The organism is Congregibacter sp. (assembly GCF_965660375.1).
In the GTDB taxonomy this organism is placed as follows: domain Bacteria; phylum Pseudomonadota; class Gammaproteobacteria; order Pseudomonadales; family Halieaceae; genus Congregibacter.
This window is the reverse complement of the sequence record NZ_CBFHZO010000012.1, coordinates 22,761-42,668: the sequence shown is the minus strand read 5'-3', so window position 1 is coordinate 42,668 and position 19,908 is coordinate 22,761. Positions and strand designations below refer to the sequence as shown.

18 protein-coding genes are annotated in these 19,908 nt (G+C 57.5%); 11 read left to right on the top strand and 7 right to left on the bottom strand.

Annotated elements, in window-relative coordinates; all coding sequences use genetic code 11:
- Positions 1-151 precede the first annotated feature (151 nt).
- A complete protein-coding gene (locus tag ACTG3T_RS01115; protein WP_439100421.1) occupies positions 152-1,444 on the top strand; it encodes an NADH:flavin oxidoreductase/NADH oxidase family protein in 1,293 nt (430 codons plus the stop codon).
- A gap of 97 nt (positions 1,445-1,541) precedes the next feature.
- Here the strand turns inward: ACTG3T_RS01115 and ACTG3T_RS01110 are convergent, their stop codons facing one another.
- Positions 1,542-2,744 (bottom strand): endonuclease/exonuclease/phosphatase family protein, encoded by a 1,203-nt coding sequence (locus ACTG3T_RS01110; RefSeq protein WP_439100420.1) that lies wholly within the window; start codon positions 2,742-2,744, stop codon positions 1,542-1,544.
- A 171-nt stretch (positions 2,745-2,915) separates the two neighbouring features.
- On the opposite strand from ACTG3T_RS01110, the gene ACTG3T_RS01105 reads away from it, so the two are divergent.
- From ACTG3T_RS01105 to ACTG3T_RS01090, 4 genes are read left to right on the top strand one after another with little or no spacing between them, the layout of a single operon-like run.
- Positions 2,916-4,049 carry an AI-2E family transporter gene (locus ACTG3T_RS01105; protein ID WP_439100419.1) on the top strand — a complete coding sequence of 378 codons (1,134 nt, stop codon included), beginning with the start codon at positions 2,916-2,918 and terminating at the stop codon, positions 4,047-4,049.
- A 24-nt stretch (positions 4,050-4,073) separates the two neighbouring features.
- Positions 4,074-5,615, top strand: coding sequence for an efflux transporter outer membrane subunit (locus ACTG3T_RS01100; RefSeq protein WP_439100418.1), 1,542 nt, complete (start codon positions 4,074-4,076; stop codon positions 5,613-5,615).
- Positions 5,612-6,721: an HlyD family secretion protein gene (locus ACTG3T_RS01095; protein WP_439100417.1), complete on the top strand. Its 1,110-nt coding sequence runs from the start codon at positions 5,612-5,614 to the stop codon at positions 6,719-6,721. Before ACTG3T_RS01100 ends, ACTG3T_RS01095 begins: the two co-directional genes overlap by 4 nt.
- A 51-nt stretch (positions 6,722-6,772) precedes the next feature.
- The gene (locus ACTG3T_RS01090; protein WP_439100416.1) at positions 6,773-7,816 is read left to right on the top strand and encodes a DUF2955 domain-containing protein; all 1,044 of its coding nucleotides are present in this window, start codon (positions 6,773-6,775) and stop codon (positions 7,814-7,816) included.
- Between the two features lie 45 nt (positions 7,817-7,861).
- Here ACTG3T_RS01090 and ACTG3T_RS01085 read toward each other — a convergent pair whose 3' ends face one another.
- Positions 7,862-8,404: a CIA30 family protein gene (locus ACTG3T_RS01085; protein ID WP_439100415.1), complete on the bottom strand. Its 543-nt coding sequence runs from the start codon at positions 8,402-8,404 to the stop codon at positions 7,862-7,864.
- Between the two features lie 152 nt (positions 8,405-8,556).
- Between ACTG3T_RS01085 and ACTG3T_RS01080 the strand changes: the two genes are divergently transcribed.
- The 5 genes from ACTG3T_RS01080 to ACTG3T_RS01060 all read left to right on the top strand — a co-directional run bounded on the left by ACTG3T_RS01080 (position 8,557) and on the right by ACTG3T_RS01060 (position 10,938).
- Positions 8,557-8,952: a hypothetical protein gene (locus ACTG3T_RS01080; RefSeq protein ID WP_439100414.1), complete on the top strand. Its 396-nt coding sequence runs from the start codon at positions 8,557-8,559 to the stop codon at positions 8,950-8,952.
- Positions 8,953-8,996: 44 nt separating this feature from the next.
- Positions 8,997-9,569 carry an ACP phosphodiesterase gene (locus tag ACTG3T_RS01075; protein WP_439100413.1) on the top strand — a complete coding sequence of 191 codons (573 nt, stop codon included), beginning with the start codon at positions 8,997-8,999 and terminating at the stop codon, positions 9,567-9,569.
- Positions 9,570-9,646: 77 nt separating this feature from the next.
- Positions 9,647-9,898 (top strand): YkoF family thiamine/hydroxymethylpyrimidine-binding protein, encoded by a 252-nt coding sequence (locus tag ACTG3T_RS01070; RefSeq protein ID WP_439100412.1) that lies wholly within the window; start codon positions 9,647-9,649, stop codon positions 9,896-9,898.
- 45 nt (positions 9,899-9,943) lie between these two features.
- Positions 9,944-10,630: an AzlC family ABC transporter permease gene (locus ACTG3T_RS01065; RefSeq protein WP_439100411.1), complete on the top strand. Its 687-nt coding sequence runs from the start codon at positions 9,944-9,946 to the stop codon at positions 10,628-10,630.
- Positions 10,627-10,938 carry an AzlD domain-containing protein gene (locus tag ACTG3T_RS01060; protein WP_439100410.1) on the top strand — a complete coding sequence of 104 codons (312 nt, stop codon included), beginning with the start codon at positions 10,627-10,629 and terminating at the stop codon, positions 10,936-10,938. The genes ACTG3T_RS01065 and ACTG3T_RS01060 overlap by 4 nt, the downstream gene beginning before the upstream one ends.
- Positions 10,939-10,946: 8 nt before the next feature.
- On the opposite strand, the gene ACTG3T_RS01055 is transcribed toward ACTG3T_RS01060, so the two are convergent.
- The 5 genes from ACTG3T_RS01055 to ACTG3T_RS01035 all read right to left on the bottom strand — a co-directional run bounded on the left by ACTG3T_RS01055 (position 10,947) and on the right by ACTG3T_RS01035 (position 18,100).
- Positions 10,947-12,128, bottom strand: a complete 1,182-nt coding sequence (locus tag ACTG3T_RS01055; protein WP_439100409.1) for a class I SAM-dependent RNA methyltransferase — start codon at positions 12,126-12,128, stop codon at positions 10,947-10,949.
- 149 nt (positions 12,129-12,277) lie between these two features.
- The gene (locus tag ACTG3T_RS01050; RefSeq protein ID WP_439100408.1) at positions 12,278-14,476 is read right to left on the bottom strand and encodes a TonB-dependent receptor; all 2,199 of its coding nucleotides are present in this window, start codon (positions 14,474-14,476) and stop codon (positions 12,278-12,280) included.
- A gap of 79 nt (positions 14,477-14,555) precedes the next feature.
- Positions 14,556-16,181, bottom strand: a complete 1,626-nt coding sequence (locus ACTG3T_RS01045) for an AMP-binding protein (protein ID WP_439100407.1) — start codon at positions 16,179-16,181, stop codon at positions 14,556-14,558.
- An 11-nt stretch (positions 16,182-16,192) separates the two neighbouring features.
- The gene (locus tag ACTG3T_RS01040; RefSeq protein ID WP_439100406.1) at positions 16,193-16,915 is read right to left on the bottom strand and encodes a TetR/AcrR family transcriptional regulator; all 723 of its coding nucleotides are present in this window, start codon (positions 16,913-16,915) and stop codon (positions 16,193-16,195) included.
- Positions 16,916-16,924: 9 nt separating this feature from the next.
- Entirely contained in the window at positions 16,925-18,100 is a 1,176-nt protein-coding gene (locus ACTG3T_RS01035; RefSeq protein WP_439100405.1) for an iron-containing alcohol dehydrogenase, read from the bottom strand.
- Positions 18,101-18,266: 166 nt separating this feature from the next.
- On the opposite strand from ACTG3T_RS01035, the gene ACTG3T_RS01030 reads away from it, so the two are divergent.
- A complete protein-coding gene (locus ACTG3T_RS01030; protein ID WP_439100404.1) occupies positions 18,267-19,901 on the top strand; it encodes a methylmalonyl-CoA mutase family protein in 1,635 nt (544 codons plus the stop codon).
- Positions 19,902-19,908 lie beyond the last annotated feature (7 nt).

The following is a 19,908-nucleotide window of genomic DNA, read 5'->3' as shown; positions in this document are numbered from 1 at the left end:
TCAGACCGCCAAGGCGCGAATGCGCTCGGCAATCTCAAGTGCCAATATTGATGCTGCGCATATCCGCTCCCTGGTTATTTCTTGTTTTCTGCATTTGCTACGGCTGCTATGGTGGAGAATTGCCCGATTCCAAGCAAATGAGGTTTCCCCGGTGACAAAATTATCCGAGCCACTCTCCCTTCCCTGTGGTGCAACTGTTCCGAATCGCCTGGTGAAAGCGGCGATGACTGAAGGATTGGCCAGCCTCACAGGCGAACCTACCCCGGCGCTGGAACAGCTTTACCGCATTTGGTCTGAAGGTGGTTCCGGGGTTTTGCTAACCGGTAATGTGGTTGTCGACGCTAACCACCTCGAGCGACCGGGCAATGTCGTCGTGGACCGCGAACCCGATGATGCCATGAAAGCGGCGCTTGCCACTTGGGCCCGGGCGGCGACTTCGGCGGGGAATCATGCCTGGGTACAGATCAGTCATGCGGGTCGCCAGACCTTGAAAACGGTTAACCCTCACCCCAAGGCGCCCTCCGCAGTGAAACTGGGTTTGCCCGGCGGCCAGTTTGGTGAGCCCCAGGCGCTGACCATTGATGAGATCGCCGACCTCGTGCAGCGCTTTGCTGTGGCAGCAAAGGCGATGCAGGAAGCGGGGTTTAACGGGGTGCAGGTTCACGGCGCCCACGGGTATCTTATTTCACAGTTTTTAAGTCCGCGAAGCAATCAGCGCGATGATGCCTATGGTGGCGAACTGGCTCATCGAGCCCGATTTCTTCTGGAGATCATTGACGCAGTGCGGGCCGCGGTGGGGCCGGAGTTTCCCGTTGCGGTCAAACTCAACAGTGCGGATTTTCAGAAGGGGGGCTTTGCCTTTGAAGACAGCCTGCAGGTAGCGAAATGGCTGGAGGAGCACAGCGTCGATGTGATTGAAATTTCCGGCGGTACCTACGAGCAACCTAAACTTCTGGGTAAGGAGGGCATTGAACCCTCGGAGCAGCAGCACGTGGCGGAGACCACTCTACGCCGTGAGGCCTATTTCGTCGACTTTGCGCTGGCCATGCAGAAACAGGTATCTATTCCGCTGATGGTCACCGGTGGTTTTCGGTCTCGGGCGGCCATGGAGCAGGCCCTCGATGAGGGCGGCGCCTCTCTTATCGGTCTGGGACGTCCCCTGTGCGTGCAAACCGATGGTCCCGCGCGTCTTCTGGATGGCGCAGAGACTCTTCCCCGATATGAAGATGAGCTGGCTCTGCTTCCGCCCTGGCTGGGATTTTTGAAAGGGCTCCGCCTGGTAAAGACGCTGAGCACCTTCGCCACGACCTATTGGTTTTATGCCCAGCTGGACTCGCTGGGACGCAATGGCAAAGTCATGGAGAATCTATCGGTGCTTAAGGCGGCCATGCAGGTCAGCAAACAGCAGTCATCGTTTTTGAAAGCCCGACGTAGCCAGACCTAAGTTGGGGAGGGAAAGATAGAGCCTTGCTGCGCTGCTCCCCCCCGATCACAGGCCCATGGCTTTTGTCCCGGACTGCGACCTCCGGGCGCTGCAGACGTCAGTCGACAAGCTCCAGATCCATCCATACCAGGCGGTGATCGGACGAAGCCCGGCGGTTCTTGACCAGACGGCGCAGTGGGTCATCGGGCGCGGGCCAGAAAACCCCCGCATCAATCACCCGCCAGCCTTCCTTGCTGGGAATCACATAGTCCGCGCGCATACCCCAGCTCGCGGTGTGGGTGGGACTGAATCTGCTATCCGCGTTATTGGCCCGTCCTCCATCACTGGTTGGCAGCAAGCCTCGGCGGACTTTGTCGTGTCCTAAAAGCGCCGTGATGCCCTCCCGGCGGGCGTCTCCTTCCTCCATGGAGGCATTGAGATCACCGAGAATGACAAAGCGGTCGTTGTTTAACCCCCCCGGCTGATCCCGATCGTCATAGATGTAGGCGGCCTGCTCCCCGCCTTCGATGTAATCCACCCAGAAGCGGATCTCATCATGGTTGCGACGCCCGTTACGATCTTCCGGGCCATCAAAGACCGGGGGTGTGGGATGGCTTGCCAGCACGTGCAGGACCTGGCCATTGATGCGGATGGGAACATCCCAGTGGGACTTGGACGACAGGCGGAGCGCTTTCTGCACGGATTCGGGGTACCACAGTTCCTTGTCTTCGGTGCGCATGTCCCTCATGAGATTGTCGGGCATGTCCTTCCACTTAAATAGCTGAAAACTGCGGATTGACTCAAAGTCGATGGGATAGCGGCTCAGCAGCAGCATGCCGTACTGGCCAGGATAGAGCCCATAGCCAAAGGCATCGTTACCCGTTCCCGAGGCGTCCCCATCTCTGTCGAGGTCCATGCCGGAATCCACGCCGGTATTGACCGGGCCCTGGTAATAGTAGGGATAGTCAATGGCCTCAACGTCCGCCCGCGATTGCTGCAGATAGCGCTCAATAAATGGCTTTACGCCCTGTTCGGGATCAGCGTGATAGTCGAATTCGTTGAGCAAGAGAAGGTCCGGTCTGATCCGCTGGATAATTTCTGCGATGTTTTTGATTTGCGGGTGCTCGCTGTTACTCAGGGCACCGGGCAATTCGTGGCCGCTGGGAGTTACCCCTTTGCCGACGTAGTTGCCCCCTTCCATGCTCACGTTGAATGTGGCAATGCGAAGTACGCGGGCCTCGCTATAGGCTCCGGCGGGCATCAACAGCGCTCCCCATAGAATGAAAAGAGGGGAGAGCAGCTTAAGGGAGAGGCGGCGCATACAAGCTCCATGGTGCAGGACCTGAGAGTGACCTAAAAACGACGCGCGACACGGTAGCACGGGGAGGATGTTTCCCCCATGGTTTTCCCAACGATTGTGGGTTTCTTCGCGTAAACTACGCGGCGTGTTTTTATTTCCCTTGATACTGTACCCAGTCGGAGCATGAGATTAATGAGTTTTGATACCAAGGCCGCGCGAAAGTTTCTCTCCAGCGACTTCATGGATTTTTGCATCAGGCTGGGACTGGTTGTGGTCGGTGTCGTTGCCTGCGTCGAAGTTTTTGCACCTTTTCTGCCGATCATGCTTTGGGGAGTAATTCTGGCCATTTCGCTCTATCCGGTGTTTGGCGCTCTGCGTGGGCGCACGGGATGGGGGGCCGGGAGCGCGGCCTCGCTCATCGTGATCCTAGGTATATTGCTTCTGGGTGTGCCCACGGTGCTGCTGGGCAGCTCTTTCGCAACCCATATTTTTGATGTTATCGGAAACTTCGACGCGCAGACGGTGACCGTAGGCCTACCCGACCCGTCGGTCAAAGAGTGGCCCCTCGTGGGAGAAAAGGTCTACGAGGCCTGGTCGCAGGCCCATGCGGATTTGCCTGGGTATATCGAAAGCCTGCAGCCCCAGTTGGGTAACTTCAGCAAGGCTGCCCTCCGCTCCGCAGCAAGCACGGCAGGCACGCTGCTGTTTTTCTTCGGCGCGTTGATCATCGCCGGTATCATGATGGCCTATGGAGAATCGGGTAATGCGGCAATGGCGCGCATTTTTTCGCGCATGGTCGGCCATCAGCGTGGACCAGGACTTCATACCATCACGACGCTGACGGTTCGCTCCGTGGCAACAGGGGTTGTGGGTGTCGCGTTTATTCAGGCACTGCTGCTGGGTGTAGGATTTATGATGGCAGGTATCCCCGCAGCAGGCCTGCTGGCTCTGGTGGTGCTTGTCATTGGTATTCTTCAACTGCCCGCGCTGCTGGTCTCTATACCTGCCATTGCCTACCTGTGGGGCGTGGGGGATAGTTCAACTCTGGTGAATGTTCTCCTCACCGTGTACTTCATTGTGGCGGGCTTTGCCGACAACGTTCTCAAACCCATGCTCCTGGGCCGCGGTGTGAGTGTTCCCATGCCAGTGGTACTTATCGGCGCCCTTGGCGGCATGATCGGTGCCGGTATTGTCGGACTTTTTGTGGGCGCTGTGATTTTGAGCGTCGGCTACGAATTGTTCATGAGCTGGGTGGATGAAGCCCCGGCGGGCGAGGGGGCAGAGAGCGCAGAGGCTGAGACATTCACCGATGGCACGCCTCAGTGATCTGCTAGGGTGCTGAGAATCGCTTTGACGCCCCGCGCTTTTCTCTTACTTACAGCCTTTTTGTTTGTGGGCTGTACTACCCTGGGTCCTGATTACCAGGAGCCGGAGCTTAACTGGCTTGTGGATTGGCAGCCGGATCTCTACGGTCAACTGGATCCCACTTCTGAGTCTGCGAGTTCGGAGCTCTCTTCCTGGTGGCGCCGTTTTGAAGATCCGGCGCTCAATGAGCTTATAGAGAACGTTCTTACGGAAAATCCCACCCTGCAAATAGCGGGGCTCGGCGTTCTCGAGGCAAGAGCTCGCCTTGGGGGTGCCGAGGCACTGCGTTATCCCCAGTCCCAGCAGCTGGGTGCGTCCGCGGCCTATATCCGTCAACGGCGCAGCGATGGTCTTCTTCCTGCGACTGATGACAATTTTGGCAGTTACGATGTCGGACTGTCCGCAGGCTGGGAACTGGACTTCTGGGGGCGTTTTGCCCGAAGCATAGAGTCTGCGGATGCCGCCTTTATGGCGTCCGTTGCCAACCAGCGGGATCTCCAGGTCCTGCTCATTGCGCAAACCGCGGATATCTATTACGCCTATCGCACGATTCAGCTGAGAATCGCCATTGCAAACAATAACGCGGCTATCCAGAAGCGCAGTTTCGAAATTACCGAGCAGCTGTATGACAGCGGACAGGAGTCGGAGCTCGATCTGCAGCAGGCCCGGACCCAGTATCTTGCTACTCTGGCGACAATTCCCGATCTTGAGCGTCGCCGGGTGCAGCTACGCAACGCCCTTAATCTATTGTTGGGACGCCCGCCGGCACCGATAGGGGAGTTGGAGGAGGCCTACGAAAGCTTGCCGGCTTTGGCGCCCCTAAGCCTGCGGGGTATCCCGGCCCGGTTGGTGCTCCGTCGACCTGATGTTCGCACCAGTGCCTGGCAGGCGGGCGTGCAGTCAGCACAAATTGGTGTCGCAAAGAGTGACCTGTACCCCGCGCTTTCACTCCTGGGCAGTTTTGGCTGGAATGGTGACAGCCTGGGGGTGACCCGCGACGGTCTGACCTTTGCCGCAGGTCCTGCCATCCGGTGGAACATCTTTGATTACGGACGTATCCGAGCAAACATCCGCGTCCAGGATGCGCGGCTTCAGCAAAGCCTTGTGGCCTTCGACGCGACAGTTTATCGGGCAGCGCAGGAGATTGACGATGCGGCTATTGCCGTGGTGAAGACGGCCGAGGCGCAAGCCGTGCTCCGTGAGTCCCGCGCGGCTGCGGAACGTGCTCTTGAGCTTGCGAACAGACGGTATAAAGAAGGCTACGCGGATTTCCAGAGGGTGCTGGATGCACAGCGCGCGTTGTTCGCGCAGGCGGAAAAAGAACTGGTTAACGAAGGCGCGCACATCTCTGCGGTGATCGACTTGTACAAAGCCCTGGGTGGAGGGTGGCAGCCTCAAACTCTGGAGGACATGATCCCTGAGGACATCCGCGAGACCATGCGACAGCGGGTGAACTGGGGAGAGCAGTGGGAGGCGCCGGTGCCTGTGGCGCTGGATAACGCCGGTTCAGGAGGAAGTTCTCAATGAGTGACAGCGACACGGACACAGATCAGGCGTCCTCTGCGGCGATCAAGCGTACGACCTGGATCGTGCTGGCGCTCATTCTAGGAAGCCTTGGCTGGTCTCTCCTGTCTGATCGTTACGCACCGTATACCAGCCAGGCGAGGGTGCAGGGCTACGTTATCGGTGTAGCACCGGAAGTTGCGGGCACCATTACCAGGGTGCTGGTGAAAAACAATCAGGAGGTGGAAGAGGGTGATGCGCTTTTTGAGATTGATACCTCGCAGTATCAGATAGCGCTGTCCCGGGCCGAGTCTGATCTTGCCAACGCAAAAAGCCAGGTAGAGGCAGGTAATGCAACGGTAGTCAGCGCCCGTGCCAACCTCACCGCGGCGAAGGCCAATGAACTTCGGGCCAGTCAGGATTATGAGCGGCTTACGCGGCTCAGGGAAACGGACCCCGGGACTCTATCGTTAAGGCGTCTGGAGTCTTCCAAGGCTTCCCTGGACCAGGCCCGGGCCAAAGTTGTCGCAGCGGAGTCCGACATTCAAAAAGCCATCGAACAGAAGGGGGGCGATGATGAAAGCAGCAACGCAATATTGCTCTCTGCCCAAAGCGCCGTAGAAAAAGCGCGGCTGGATATCGAAAACGCCGTTGTCCGGGCCTCCTCCCGGGGATTGATTACCGATCTCCGCGCCGACGTGGGCCAGTATGCGGGCACGGGAAAACCTGTGATGACCCTTATCGCCATTCACGACCTTTGGATTAATGCAGCCTTTACGGAAAACAATCTGGGACACATGGAAGCGGGCAGCACCGCGGAGGTCGTGTTTGATGCGCTACCGGGAGAGGTTTTTACCGGCACTGTGCGCAACGTGGGGCTCGGTGTCAGCGCTGGGCAGGCTCCCGCTCCGGGTACTTTACCTACAGTGAGCAATAGCCGTGACTGGCTCCGCCAGGCCCAGCGCTTCCCCGTGGAGGTAGGGTTTGAAATGCCCGACAGCACCCAGCGGAACCAGCTGCGCATCGGCGGACAGGCCTCGGTGATGGTTTACAGCGAGGATGCCCATGTTCTGAAGATGCTCGGTAAGATTTACATCCGGCTCATGAGCTGGCTTTCCTACGGGTATTAAGCGCTTGGCGTCTTTGCCTATGATCTCACCAAGCGCTGAAACCTCGGATCTATGAAGACCGCAGAGCGCCGCGCAATCCGATTTTCCCTCGCCACAACAATGGCCCTGGCGCTGGCTTATGGTGCGGGATTTCCTCTGCCCTTTCTGGCACCGCTGTTTGTGGTGTTTTTAAGCGCCATGCCGGGGCCACCCATGGGGATCAAGGGACTTTTCGCTTTATTGCTGATTATGGTGTTGTCACTGACGGTTGGTGTGTTGCTGATTCCCTTGATTCGCTATTACCCCGTAAGCGCTGTGCTCATTGTAGCGGTCGGACTGTACTTCTCGATGTTCCTGACGCTCATTCGCGGCAAACGCCTGCTGGGCACTTTTCTCACTGTGGGCTTTACCCTGATATCTGTTGCCGGCAGCGTGGATTATCTCCTTGCGACCACGGTTATCAAAGCGCTGGCCTTGAGCATAGTTGCAGCAGTGCTGTGTCAGTGGGTTGTCTATCCCTTTTTCCCTGATGAGGTGGCTGCCGACGCAGCACCCGAGGCGGCCAGTGGCGAGGCCCTGTCGAACTGGCTTGCAGTGCGAGCAACTCTGATAGTCATGCCCGCTTACCTCCTGGCGCTGACCAATCCCTCACAGTATCTGATGACCATCATGAAGTCCGTGTCATTGGGGCAGCAGACTTCCGCCATGGACATGCGCCACGCCGGGCGGGAGCTCATCGGGTCTACCTTTGCCGGGGGGATCATGGCAGGAGCGTTTTGGCTGATGCTCTCCATCTTGCCTACGCTCTGGATGTTTTCTTTGTGGATGCTGGCGTTCTCGCTATACGTTGCTGCAAGGCTTTACGGCTTCATCAAAACGCGGGTTGCTCCTTCTTTCTGGATTAATGCCCTTGTCACTATGCTCATTCTCCTGGGGCCCGCGGTAGAAGATAGCGCCAACGGCAAGGATGCCCTGACGGCATTTCTTCAGCGTTTTGTGACCTTTGTGGGTGTAACCCTGTATGCCTGGGGCGCCATGGCGGTGCTGGAACACTGGCGCAGCCGACGTCTGGCAAAGTCTCAGGCCACCCGAGCAGCTGCGCTGCTCGAGTTGTAAGGAGACAGCAGCGCTGCTTTAGTGCTACGAAGGCAGCTCGGCCTTCTACCGTTGAGAGCTGTCCCGGTAGAAGGCAAGTCGTGACAGCGCCACGCGCGCGGGACCGGGATTACCGATGGCAATCACGCCGATGCGCCGGAGCTGGGAGATGTTCAGAGGCTTCTCAATACGATGCGGTCCGAAGCTGGCAAAGGAAAGGTAGTGAGTTTGCCATTCGCTGCTACTGTCTATGGGGCTTCGATAGCTCTGCCAGGGTCGTTGGGTATCTGCCGTTCGAAGGTTGATTGCATACTCTTGTCCGTCGCCGCAAAGGCTCACCGCAATGCCGGTGGCTCCAGTAGCATCCAGAAATAATCCCGGCCCCGCGAGATCGAGCGCCGCCTGGATAAAGCCGCCGTTGTTTTCAAGGCTCACTGTCCCATGGAGCGCCAGGGCAGGGTTACCTTTTTCCTGCTCATGGTGTGCGCTGCCTCGGGAGATGCCACCCATTACATTGTCGCTCACGTACTGCCAGCTCTGACCGTTGCTGGCCCCTCTGGCGCTGGAAAAATCATCGATGAGCGAGGTTTCTTCGAAAGTGTTTTTCATGGGCAGGACTCTTTTGGCAATGCGTTTTGCGCTGTTGTCACTGGGCTGTGCACTGTATACGCTCGTGACCCGGTCATGGCTTTAGTCCTGTCGAAAAGCCATTGCCAGCGTGCGGGATGACCGTTTAATTCAAAATACTAAGGATTGATCCGATGACCAAAACACTGACCTTGTCTGGCAAACTCGCCCTGGTTGTTACTGCGCTTTTTGGCCTTCTCTATCTGAGCTTTGGTCTGGCCTGGCTTGGAGCGCCTTCCGTGATCGCTGGCGCTCTCGGCGCGTCATTGCTTCAGGGCACCGGTCTGTCTACGCAGCTTGGCGACAGCGCCGCATTTTTTCTGTGCGCGGGCGTTTTTATGCTCTACGGAGTGTTCAGGCGGCATTCGAGTTACCTCATGGCAGGCGCGCTGCTTATCGGTCTTGTGGCGCCGGCGCGTATCGTCGCCTGGCAGGTGCATGGTGCTGCACTGACCCTTGAGCCCATTATTGCGGAGCTCCTGACCTTTGTGGTGGTGTTCGCAGCAGCTCGAGCTGTGCGCACTGATTAGCTCTTTTCCAATTTGCGCACGAAATACTCCAGACTATTTCCCCGGTGAATTATCTTGCCCACGCTCTCCTCGCTGAGCCCTATGCCCATAGTCTGATTGGTAACATCGCCGGTGATCTTGTGAAGGGGCCTCTGGACCGGCACCGGTTGCACCCCCGGGTCGCCGGCGGTGTTCGTCGTCATCGACGGGTGGATGTACTCACCGACAGTCACCATGCCTACCGTGCGCTTAAGCTGCGATTTCCCGACGGCCAGCGCCGCTATGCCGGGCTCGTGCTCGATGTGTTGTTTGACCATTATCTCGTTCACCATTGGGATAGGTTCAGCGAATGGCCGCGGGATGCTTTTCTGGATAGCACCTATCGGGTGCTCAGGGAAAACCCGGTGCTATTGCCGCCGGCGCTTGGCCGTGTTGCAACGGCCTGGACCGATGCCGACTGGCTACGCGTATACGAAACACCTGAGGGTGTGGCGGCGGTGCTTGAACGTCTCTCCCGACGCCTGACGCGACCCGTAGACCTGGTGCGGCTGCTGGACGTCGCGGACGAGCACAGCTCCGAATTTGATCAAGGCTTTCTGGAGGTGTTTACGGATGTACAGCGCATGATAAATGCTTAAGCACAACGCCCCCAATGCTCAATGCTAAGTAATACTCGTTTTATGAACCACCTCCGACTTTACCCAAGGAATAGCCCATGACCCTGACTGCAGAATTAAGTCTTTACCCCCTTCATGAAGAATACATACCGGTTATCCAATCCCTGATTGACGAGCTCAATACGCGAGAAGGTTTAAGCGTTGTCACCAACGCTATGAGCACTCAGATTCAGGGAAGCCACGAGGTCGTGATGGGTGCCGTGAGTGACACTTTGAAAGCCAGTGCAAAGCGCTACGGCCCGTCGCAGGTATTGATCTGCAAATTTATCCCCATGGCTTTGGATCTATAGCTCGGGGCCAGGTTGTCTGGAAAGACATGGTCTATGATGCCGCGCATGACTGATCAATCTGTGTATCTAAAGCGCGGTGCCTTCGAGAGTATTCCGTTGTTTATCCCCGCCATACCCTTTGCCCTGGTGTTTGGCGTGGTGGTGGGAGAGTCTGGTATTGCACCCTGGCTCGGTTGGAGTTCATCGCCGCTGATCTTTGGCGGTGCCGCCCAGATTACCCTCATCAGTCTCCTGGGGGAGGGGGCCTCGGTGGCCTCGGCGGTGACTGCAGCCTTGATCGTGGGTGCACGCCATCTCTTGTACTCCGTAAGCATTGCGCCGCGATTCCAGGGACAGCCTGCGTGGTTTCGCTGGATCGGCCCTTATGTGTTGATCGATCAGGTGTTTGCACTGTCCATGTTGCGCAAGGACGAAGACCCCGCTGCTTTCCGGGCGTATTTTTTAGCCGCCGGGTTCACCTTCTGGTCCTTGTGGATGGTCTGCACCGCCGCGGGATTGTTTCTGGGTCCCCTTGTGCCCGGTAGCTGGAACATTGCCTTTGCCGCACCGGTTCTGTTCACCGCCTTGCTGGTCACGGCCATTGATCGACCGGAGAAGCTGGTTGCCGCTTTAGTTTCCGCTGCGTGCACCGTGTTTCTCAGTGAGCTACCCAATCGCTCGGGATTATTGCTCGGTGCCATGCTCGGGGTGTTGCTGGGCTTGTTTCTCGAAAGTCGGCGCCAGCGCTCATGACACAGTTTGTGGCCATTGTGCTGGCGGGACTGGGTACCTATCTGAGTCGAGCTGTTTTCATCATCGCGCTGGCGGATCGACGCTTCCCTCCTCTTGCCCTTCGCGCTCTGGAGTATGTGGCGCCGGCAGTCATGGGGGCGCTCATTGTCTCCATGCTCACCAGCGCAGAGGGCGAGGTGCTGATCGCAGCGCCGGAATTGGCGGGATTGTCCGCCGCAGCGCTTGTCGCCTGGCGTACGCGTAATCACATCTTTACATTGCTCGCGGGAATGACAGTTTTTTGGAGCATTGCAGCCGTTGTTAGCTAGCAGTGGGGCTATCGGCCAAGCACCGTGAGAGTCTCCACATGGGGCGTCTGCGGGAACAGGTCCAGAGGTTGGATCTCCTGTAGCTCGAAGTCATGGGTCATCGCCACCTTCAAGTCTCGTGTCAGCGTGGCGAGATCGCAGGAGATATAAATAATCGTGCGAAGCTCTTTGGCGGACGCGAGGTAGTCCCCGATGTTTTTCAGCCCATCGCGGGGCGGGTCGAGGAGCAGCAGCGCAGCGCTAGACAGCGGCTTATGGAGTTGGGCGGCGGTAGCGCTGCGATCCAGATCGCAGCTTAAGCCCGTGACACCGGATAATGCACGCTTGTTGAGGCGCTCGATGGCAGGCTGAAAACTATCAACTGCGACAATGTTCTGGCATCCGACCTCCACCAGAACCTCCGTAAAGTTGCCGGACCCTGCGAACAGCTCAAGAACGTGATCAAGTGAGCCTGCCTCAAGCAGTCTGTCTTTCAGCCAGGTTCGCATGCGCTGATTCTGCGCGCTGTTGCCCTGACGAAAAGGCCGGCGTTGGTGAGCGCTCACTTCCGTTGCCGTGATGTGGTCGTCGATATCCAGGGTGGTCCATGCTTTGGCGCGGTCGGGTCTCCAGGGGGAGTTGGGCAACTGCGCACGGAGGTCTTTGAGGGTTTGACGGTTTTTGTCATTGAGCACCAGGCAGTCATGCACTTCAGCGATCTCTCGGGAGTTTGCCGCGACAAATCCCAGGCGCTGTCCGTCAGTTTTGAATTGTCCCCGATTGCGGTAACCCAGTTCGGCAGGAGATGCCCAAATCTCAGCCACAGTGAGCGCTTCGTTCAGCGGCTGGAGCATTTTTGTCACGGACTGTTCTTTGCGCGCTAACTGTTCTGCATAGTCCATGAAAAGCCACGGGCACCCGCCGCAGCTGCCGCTGGCGAAGCCATGGTGAGGGCAGGGGGGGGGGCGACGTCGCGGTGAGGCCTCGCCGAGGGATAGCAGCTTCGCAAAACCCATGCGTCCTTTAAGCGAAGTGACCTCGAAAACACCGGTCTCACCCGGCCATACGCCCGGCACAAAAAAAATGCGCCCCTGGGGGTGAGCAACCACACCCTGACCCTCGCTGTTCACATCACGAACGGAACCGTCGAAGCGATGTCCGGGGGGTATTGGGTCTCGTTTTCTGGATTTAGGTTTTGGGCGTTTGAGCAAACTTGTCTCCTTTGGGGAGCGCAAACTTACCACGAGCCGCGTTGCTTCACGCGGTTAAAGACGGGGTAAAAATCGAAAGAGCTGAGATTGGCGGCCCCGAGGTCGCGCTGACCGGGGGCCGGGCCGTTGTGCAGAGGTCGATGGTCGACCTAGAAGGCGTAGGATCCGGTGACGCCGTAGGTGCGCGGTGGAAGCATGGAACCCACGCGGAGGGAGTTGTATAGCGGGGCGGTGATGATGTTGTTAGATATCACCTCCTCATCGCTGAGGTTGCGGCCCCAGAGACTCACCATCCAGCGCCCTTCAGCGCCAAAGCTGTAGTCGGCGTTGGCATTGATCAGTCCGTAGGATTTTTGGAAGGCGTCCTCCCGGTTCCACTCAGTGAAGTACACGTCGTCCTGGTAATAGCCCTCACCACGCAGACGCAAATTGCCGTCACCCAACGCGGTCTGATAGGTCACCCCGACCTTGAAGGTGTACTCCGGTGCGTTCGGCAGTGTGTTGCCGCTCAGATCCGTGGGTTCAAAGCCGTTGGCATAGTCGCCATTGATGAACTCCTTGTACTCGGCGCTAAGGTAGGTCGCGTAGAGGTCGAAGCTCAGGGCGTCGGTCATCGCATAATTCAGCTCCAGTTCGGCACCGTAGTTTTCGGCTTCCGCCGCGTTGATGGTGCTCACCGTGCTGGTTTCATCCACAAAGGATATCTGCACATTCTGGTAATCGTAGAAAAACGCGGCCAGCGCATAGGTCATGCGTCCGTCGCTGCTGCTGCCCTTGTAGCCAAGCTCAAAGGCATCCACGGTTTCGGGGTCCAGCGGTGGGCTCAGGCTCCCCGTGTTGATCACGCCTGACTTGAAGGCCTGATTGTAGGTGGCATACATCATGTCGTTATCGCTGGGACGATACTCGAGGGTGATGCGGGGCGTAATATCGTCCCAGTCAGCCTTGGCGTCCGTGGGCACATTTAGGCCCACCGCGTCAAAGATAAAAGAGCCGGTGCCCTCCCTCTCCTCATAGTTGTACCGGGCGCCGGCGATGACCGTAAACTGCTCACCCAATGGCACTGTGACTTCTACAAAGGCAGCGTAGGCCGTGATGTCCACATCGCCATCCTGAAGGTATTTGCCGCTATTGAGAAAGTCTCCGACGGGCGTACCACAGGTAGCGGGGGCTGCGAATTCACAGAAGTTCGTCAGCGGTACAAAGACTTCGCCAAAGAGCTCCTCTTCAAAATACATCGCGCCTGCCAGAACACTGTAATTGTCACGCTCAATATTCAGGGTAAATTCCTGGCCGAAGGAGTCGCTCTCCTCGGTGTAGTTGTTCTGCCCAAACAGATCGACTTCCGTGGAGTCCAGATCATCCCGCAGGAAGCGGTCCATGTTCTGTGCCGACGTGGTGGAGCGCAGAGACACGCTGTCGGAGAGTTCAAAGTTCAGGATCATGTTTGCCATGAATCCGTCCCGGGTATTGATAGCCTCCTGATCCGAGTAGATGTCGTAAAGCGTTCCGCCGACGTCAAAAACAGTGCTTCCGCCGAGCGCGGTTACCGCTGGAGGCTGGCCCCCCGCTGTTCCCGCGGAAGGCCCGAAATAATGGAAGGCGTAGTTATTGTCGTCTTCCTCGTAGTACTGGTAAGACAGTGTGGCGTCCCAGTTGGCATCCGGGGTGTAGCTCAAGGTTGCACGATAGGCCTCGGCGTCCCGGTCATCCACATCGTTGCCCGTAAACAGGTTGCTGCCGTAGCCGTCGCGGCGCTCGATTTTGGTGGCCAGGCGCAGTGCCAGAGCGTCGGAGAAGGGAATATCCACGGCGCCCTCAAGGGTGCCCATGCTGTAGTTACCGGCAGTGAGGTTTACGTAGCCACCCAGTTCATTGCCGGGTTTGGCGGTGACCACATTGATTGCGCCGGCGGTGGCTCCCCGTCCGTAAAGGGTGCCCTGGGGACCACGGAGAACTTCCACCTGTTCGAGATCAAACATGCCCACCAATTGCGCGGCGGGACGCGGGATAATTGCACCATCCTGAAGTATGGATACCGCCCCTTCCCCGCCGATATCGATGCTGGTCATGCCGATGCCCCGCATAAATATCCGCGCAAAACCAAACTGGTCACCGATAGAGAGGTTGGGTATTTCTGTGTACATGTCTCTGACCGTTTGCACGCCGCCGGGACCAATGGCATCCCCGCCAATAACATTGGCTGCAGCAGAAAGGTCCGAAAGACTCGCGTCGCGTTTGGTGGCGGTGACCACCACTTCTTCCAGTGTATTCTGGGCAGCGAGACCCGGTGAGATAATGGCGGCCGCTACGGCCGCGGTTAAAACTTTAGATGACTTGCTTTGCATGATGTTTCCCTGCCCTGTTATTTAATTATGGTGTTACGTGGGTCTGCCTTGCGTGCTCACTAAGGATTGTTGTCTGGTATTAGCTACTTAGTGCCTCCCGCTTAACTTTGATGCCTGCTGCTTCTCTGTCCCAGGTGTCACTGGTTACCGCCTCGCCCCGGAGGATGTGTTTAAGGACCTTGGCCGACGGTGTTTTGGGTAGTTCATCCATGATGCGGATATAGCGGGGGACCATGAAGTAGGCCATGCGCTCAATGAGAAACCGCGTGAGATCCTCGGGATCAATGCTGTGTCCGTCTACCGGCGCGATACAAATCATCACGTCATCCTCGCTCAGGTCGCTGGGTACGCCATACGCCGCCGCCTCTCGAACAGCAGGATAGGCAACGACCTCCGCTTCTACCTCGAAGGAGGAGATGTTTTCGCCGCGACGCCGGATGGCGTCTTTACGACGGTCCACAAAGTAGAAATAACCTTCTTCATCTTTACGGAAACAGTCCCCCGTGTGGAACCAGCCGTTGCGCCAGGCTTCTGCCGTTGCCTCGGGATTCTTGTAATAGCCGGAGTTCATACCCCAGGGCCGGTCCGTGCGAACCAACATTTCACCGATTTCACCCAAGGCAACTTCGCAGTCATTCTCGTCCACCAGGCGCACATCGACGCCGTCCCGCTTTTTGCCGCAGGTGCCGCGACTGGTGGGGTTGGGGTCCGAAACAATAGGCGAAGATATCTCCGTCATGTTGAAGATGGTGTAAATGTCGATGCCAAAGCGGGTGTGAAGTTCTCCTGCGGTTTCCGTCATGGGGACCATGAAGGCGAGCCGCAGGCTGTGGTCCTGATCCTGTGGTGAAGGCGGTTGTTTGAGGAGGAACGTTGCCATCACCCCCAACAGGAACGCGGCGCTGGTTTTCGTTTCGCGGACAAAAGGCCAGAAACGTTCCGTATCAAAGGTTTCCATCACTGCAATGGATCCACCCCGGGCGAGCATGACCGAGATAATGCCCATGCCGCCAATATGAAACAGCGGCATGTTGATGAGGAAGCGATCATCCGCAGTCACAAAGTGCCAGGTTTCCGGGCCGGCGTTGGTAAACAAATGCAAATAAGAAGAAAGAACGCCCTTTGAAGGGCCGGTGGTACCCGAGGTGTAGATGATGGACTGATTGTCCCAGGGCTCTATGGGGCGCTCCAGGGCGGGGAGATCCCCTTTCTGTCCCTCGAGTTTTTCGAAAACCTCGCAGGGCAGAGGAGAGCCCTGCGCCTCACCACCGACGGCCATGACTGCTGCCAGCTTTGCGGTGTCAGCATCGGCCAGGCGCGGTATCAGATCTTTATGGGCAATCAATAACTCAGCATCTGAATTACGTAGCACGTGTTCGAGAAGGCTGCCTTTGTAGGCTGTATTGAAAGGTACAAAGACGGCGCCTAGATAGTTGATCGCGAAAAAAGTGAGGATGCCCTCGCGTCCGCCGAAGAGCCACACGGCGACGTGGTCACCCTGGGAGACTCCTCGTTGTGCCAGACCTGCCGCGACGCTAAGGACCTTGTCCCGCAGCTCTTTGTAGGTCCAGGTGTCCCCATTTTCAAAGATCGCGTAGACCGTGTCCGGAGTTTCCGCAGCCCAGCGGTCAATGAGATACCGCACCACGCAATCTTCTCTGGGTGGGACCCGGGTGTCCTGATGGCCATCACTTACTGTATTCACGAGCTTGTCCTCTATCGCTTGATTTTCTTTATGGGGCTTGCTGATTTGCTTTTGGCAGCGTTAGGTTTTTTTCGGGATTGAAGATCCAGGGTCTCGGTGCGAATGGGAGAATGCACAATGCGCGCAACATTCTGTATGAGCGTCGCCAGCACCTCCGTCTCTGACCAGTGACCGCCGGGGGTGTACCACAGGGCCACCCAGCTCATCATGCCGCCAATGGTGGTGGCGGTGAGACCCGGGTTATCGACGGTGAACTCGCCAGACTCACTACCCTCAAGAAGCAGCGCGGCAATGCGGTGATCGAAGAGCGAACGAAGCTCCCGGATCTCCCGGGCTGCTGGCCCCTCCAGGTTTTTCTCCTCACGAAGATAAACCACGATGTTTTCCTCGTTCGCGAGAATTAAACGCGTGACATTATCCACGGTCAGTTTTAACCGGTCCCAGGGCGAGCCCGGGGATGCAAGACAGATTTCCTGGGCTTCCAGAGACAGGGTGATGCCAAGCTTTGAGATGTCGAAGAGGATGTCGCCCTTGTTTTTGTAGTAGCTGTAAATAAAAGGCTTGGTGACTTTCAGGCGTTCGGCGATGGCGTCAATGGTGGCGCTTTCGTAACCCTGCTGAAAAAACAGATGTGCCGCTTCCTCGCGGATACGGCGTCGCTTGAAGGTGGCGAGTTCCCCTTTGAGTCCATCATCGGTGGGACCCGTTGCTACAGCTGAGGGCTGCGTCGCCACGACCTGTTTTTATCCGGCGGCCATCTTGAGGACCGGTAGAACATCGTCGGCTTTTTCGACGGTGCGGGGATTCGTTCGTGCCCAGAAATCATGCATGGTGTTCTCGGCCACCAGCGCATGATCACTCTCGCTCACGCCCACTGCCGACAGCGACCGTGGCATTCCCAGACTGGTGATGAACTCATCCACGATGGTGGATGCTTTGTCGTCCGGACGACCAAAGGCGCGACTGATGCGCTTCTGGCGCTCGCCGTTCACGGGCTCATTGAAGGCCAGCACGGCGGGTGCCATGACGCAGGAGCAGTAACCGTGGGGCACATCGAAACTGCCGCCCAGGACATGCCCGACGGCATGACTCAGACCCATGGGCACGCCCCCCACAATAGGGACCATGGATTGCCATGCGCCAACCTGGCACTTTAAGCGCGCGTCCAGATCCCTGGGGTTCGCCTTAACCCGCGTTAGTCCCTCGCTGAGTAGCTCAAGGGCGCTGGCCGCCATGCCGTCGGCAAAGTAATTGGACTCGTAGGACGCAAGGGCCTCCAGAGCGTGGTCTACCGCGCGTACGCCGGTAGACAGCCACAGCCACTCCGGGGTGTGCACGGTAAGTGCAGGGTCCAGGACGACGGTCACCGGCGCCATAAGCCGCGTCTCGTAGCCCTGCTTGAGCTTGGCTTTCTCGTCCGTCGCGCCACTTAAGGGATTGAACTCGCCCCCGGAAAGCGTTGTAGGACAAATGATGGCGCGAACATCGGGGCCGTCAAAAACGGGTTTGATCACATCACCCTCGTCGTTCACGTAGACCCGGTAGTTATCCATGTCGTCATGGGTGCGGATGTTGTGTTTAAGACAGATGGTGACGATCTTTCCCGCATCAGTTACGGAGCCGCCCCCGACGGTCACCACCAGATCTGCATTGGCTTCTCTGGCCATGGCGGCAGCTTCCAGCACCGCGCCCCGGGGCGCGTGCGGAGGCATGCCGTGATAGGTCGCTGCGACCTTGCTCCCCAGGGCTTGTTGGATCTGATCTATTTCGTCGGTTTTTTCGAGGAGGGTTGAGCTGACGAGCAAGAAGACGCGTTGCGCATTCAGGCGCTCCGCTTCCTGGGTAATGGCGACTGCTGCACGCTCGCCCATATATACCTTTTCTGTAGCCGTCAGATCGAGAGCCGAGGAAGACACCATTGCTGAATCCTTATGTTTGTTTATGTCAGCGCTTGCGGTTAGATAGGTAGAGTAATATTTTCTTATTCACAGTCAAGCAAATATTTTATCAGTAGACAGGCGCCGATAGCGGGTAGTATCTTCACTAGCCTTTAGCCACCGAATAATGAATAAGTCAGGGCATTTTATGCAGCAACCACCCGATGATTCCCGCGACTGGGTGAGTGCCTCGGGCATTCCCCTCAAAAGCTTTTACCTGGCCGACGATATACCAGCGGCGCACCAGAAAGTGCTTTCTTCTGGTCCGGGAGAGGCGCCCTTTCATCGCGGCAGCTATCCCACGGGTTATCGCACCAAGCCCTGGCGTATCTTTCAGCTTAGCGGTTTCGGCAAGCCCGAGGATGAAAACGAGCGGATTCAGTTTCTGCTGGAGCAGGGCGAGACGGGCTTTATTATGGAGCACGATCGCAACACCGCGGACCATCTGTATAACGTGGACCACCCCGAGGTTCTGGCGCGCCGTGAAGATGTAGGCCTGACTGGCGCAGTCATGCAAAGCATCCGCGATATCGATATCTGCATGAAGGACCTTCCCATAGAAACCAGCTATGGCCATGCGGGAGGCGCCGTGGTGCAGCACGCACCGTTTGCCCTTGCGGGTTACTGGAGCGTTGCCAAACAGCGGGGCTATGATCTATCCCGTTTGCCGGGAACCGGACAAAGCGATTTCTTTCTCACCTACCTCGGTTGCGTGACCAAACAGCAGATACCCACGGACGCGGGCCTGCGATTCAACGCAGACATTATGGAGTTCTGCGATCAACACCTGCCGCGCTGGGTGCCTGTATCCATAGCGGGTTACAACGGCGCCGACAGTGGTTTGAACGCGCCGCAGGAGCTCGGTGCGCTGTTCGCCAATGCTGTGGAGTATCTTGAAGAGATTAAGCGACGGGGCACCATGCCCATCGCGAGGGCAGCGCGGGCCTGCGGTGGTGTGAGCTTCCGGATGTCCATGGATGTTTTTGAGGAGGCCAGCAAGTTACGCGCCGCCCGTCTCATGTGGACCCAGCTTCTCAACGAGCGCTATGACGTCCATGATCCCAAAGTCAGCAACCTGCGCATTCACTGCGTTACCGCCGGTTCGCGCATGACCTATCAGCAGCCTATCAACAACATTGTCCGGGGTACGCTCATGGGACTGGCTGCCGCTTTGGGTGGTGTGCAATCCCTGGGGGTCAGTGGCTACGACGAGGCCCTGTCCATTCCATCGGAGCATGCGCACCAGATGTCTGTGCGCATTCAGCAGGTGTTGCAGGAAGAGACCAATATCGCGGCGGTCACCGATCCCCTGGGTGGTTCCTACTACGTAGAGACGCTTACAGCGCAATTGATCGAGCGCGCCTGGGCATTCTTTGAAGAGATTCAGGACCAGGGCGGATTCCTGGCAGCCCTGGACAGCGGTTGGCTGCATCAAAAAGCCGCCGAGAATCAGCACCGCGAATTTATGGCCCAGAACGATGGGACACAAAAAATCATTGGCGTCACCGATCACACGGACGACATCTCGCCTTACGAGGTCGATGGCTTCATGGGGGTGGATGATGCCTTTGATGTGGCCCTTGCACGACTCGAGGAGGTCAAGCGAAGCCGGCACGAAAAGGCCGCGGGGAGCGCCATGCGAGACCTCGAGGCGGTGTTGCGCACCTCGGACAATATTATGCCTGCGATGATGACCGCCCTTGAGTCCGAAGTGACATTGGGTGAAGTCGGTGATATCTACCGCGAGGCGTTTGGTGACTGGGCAACCCCCATACAGACCTGAGGATAAA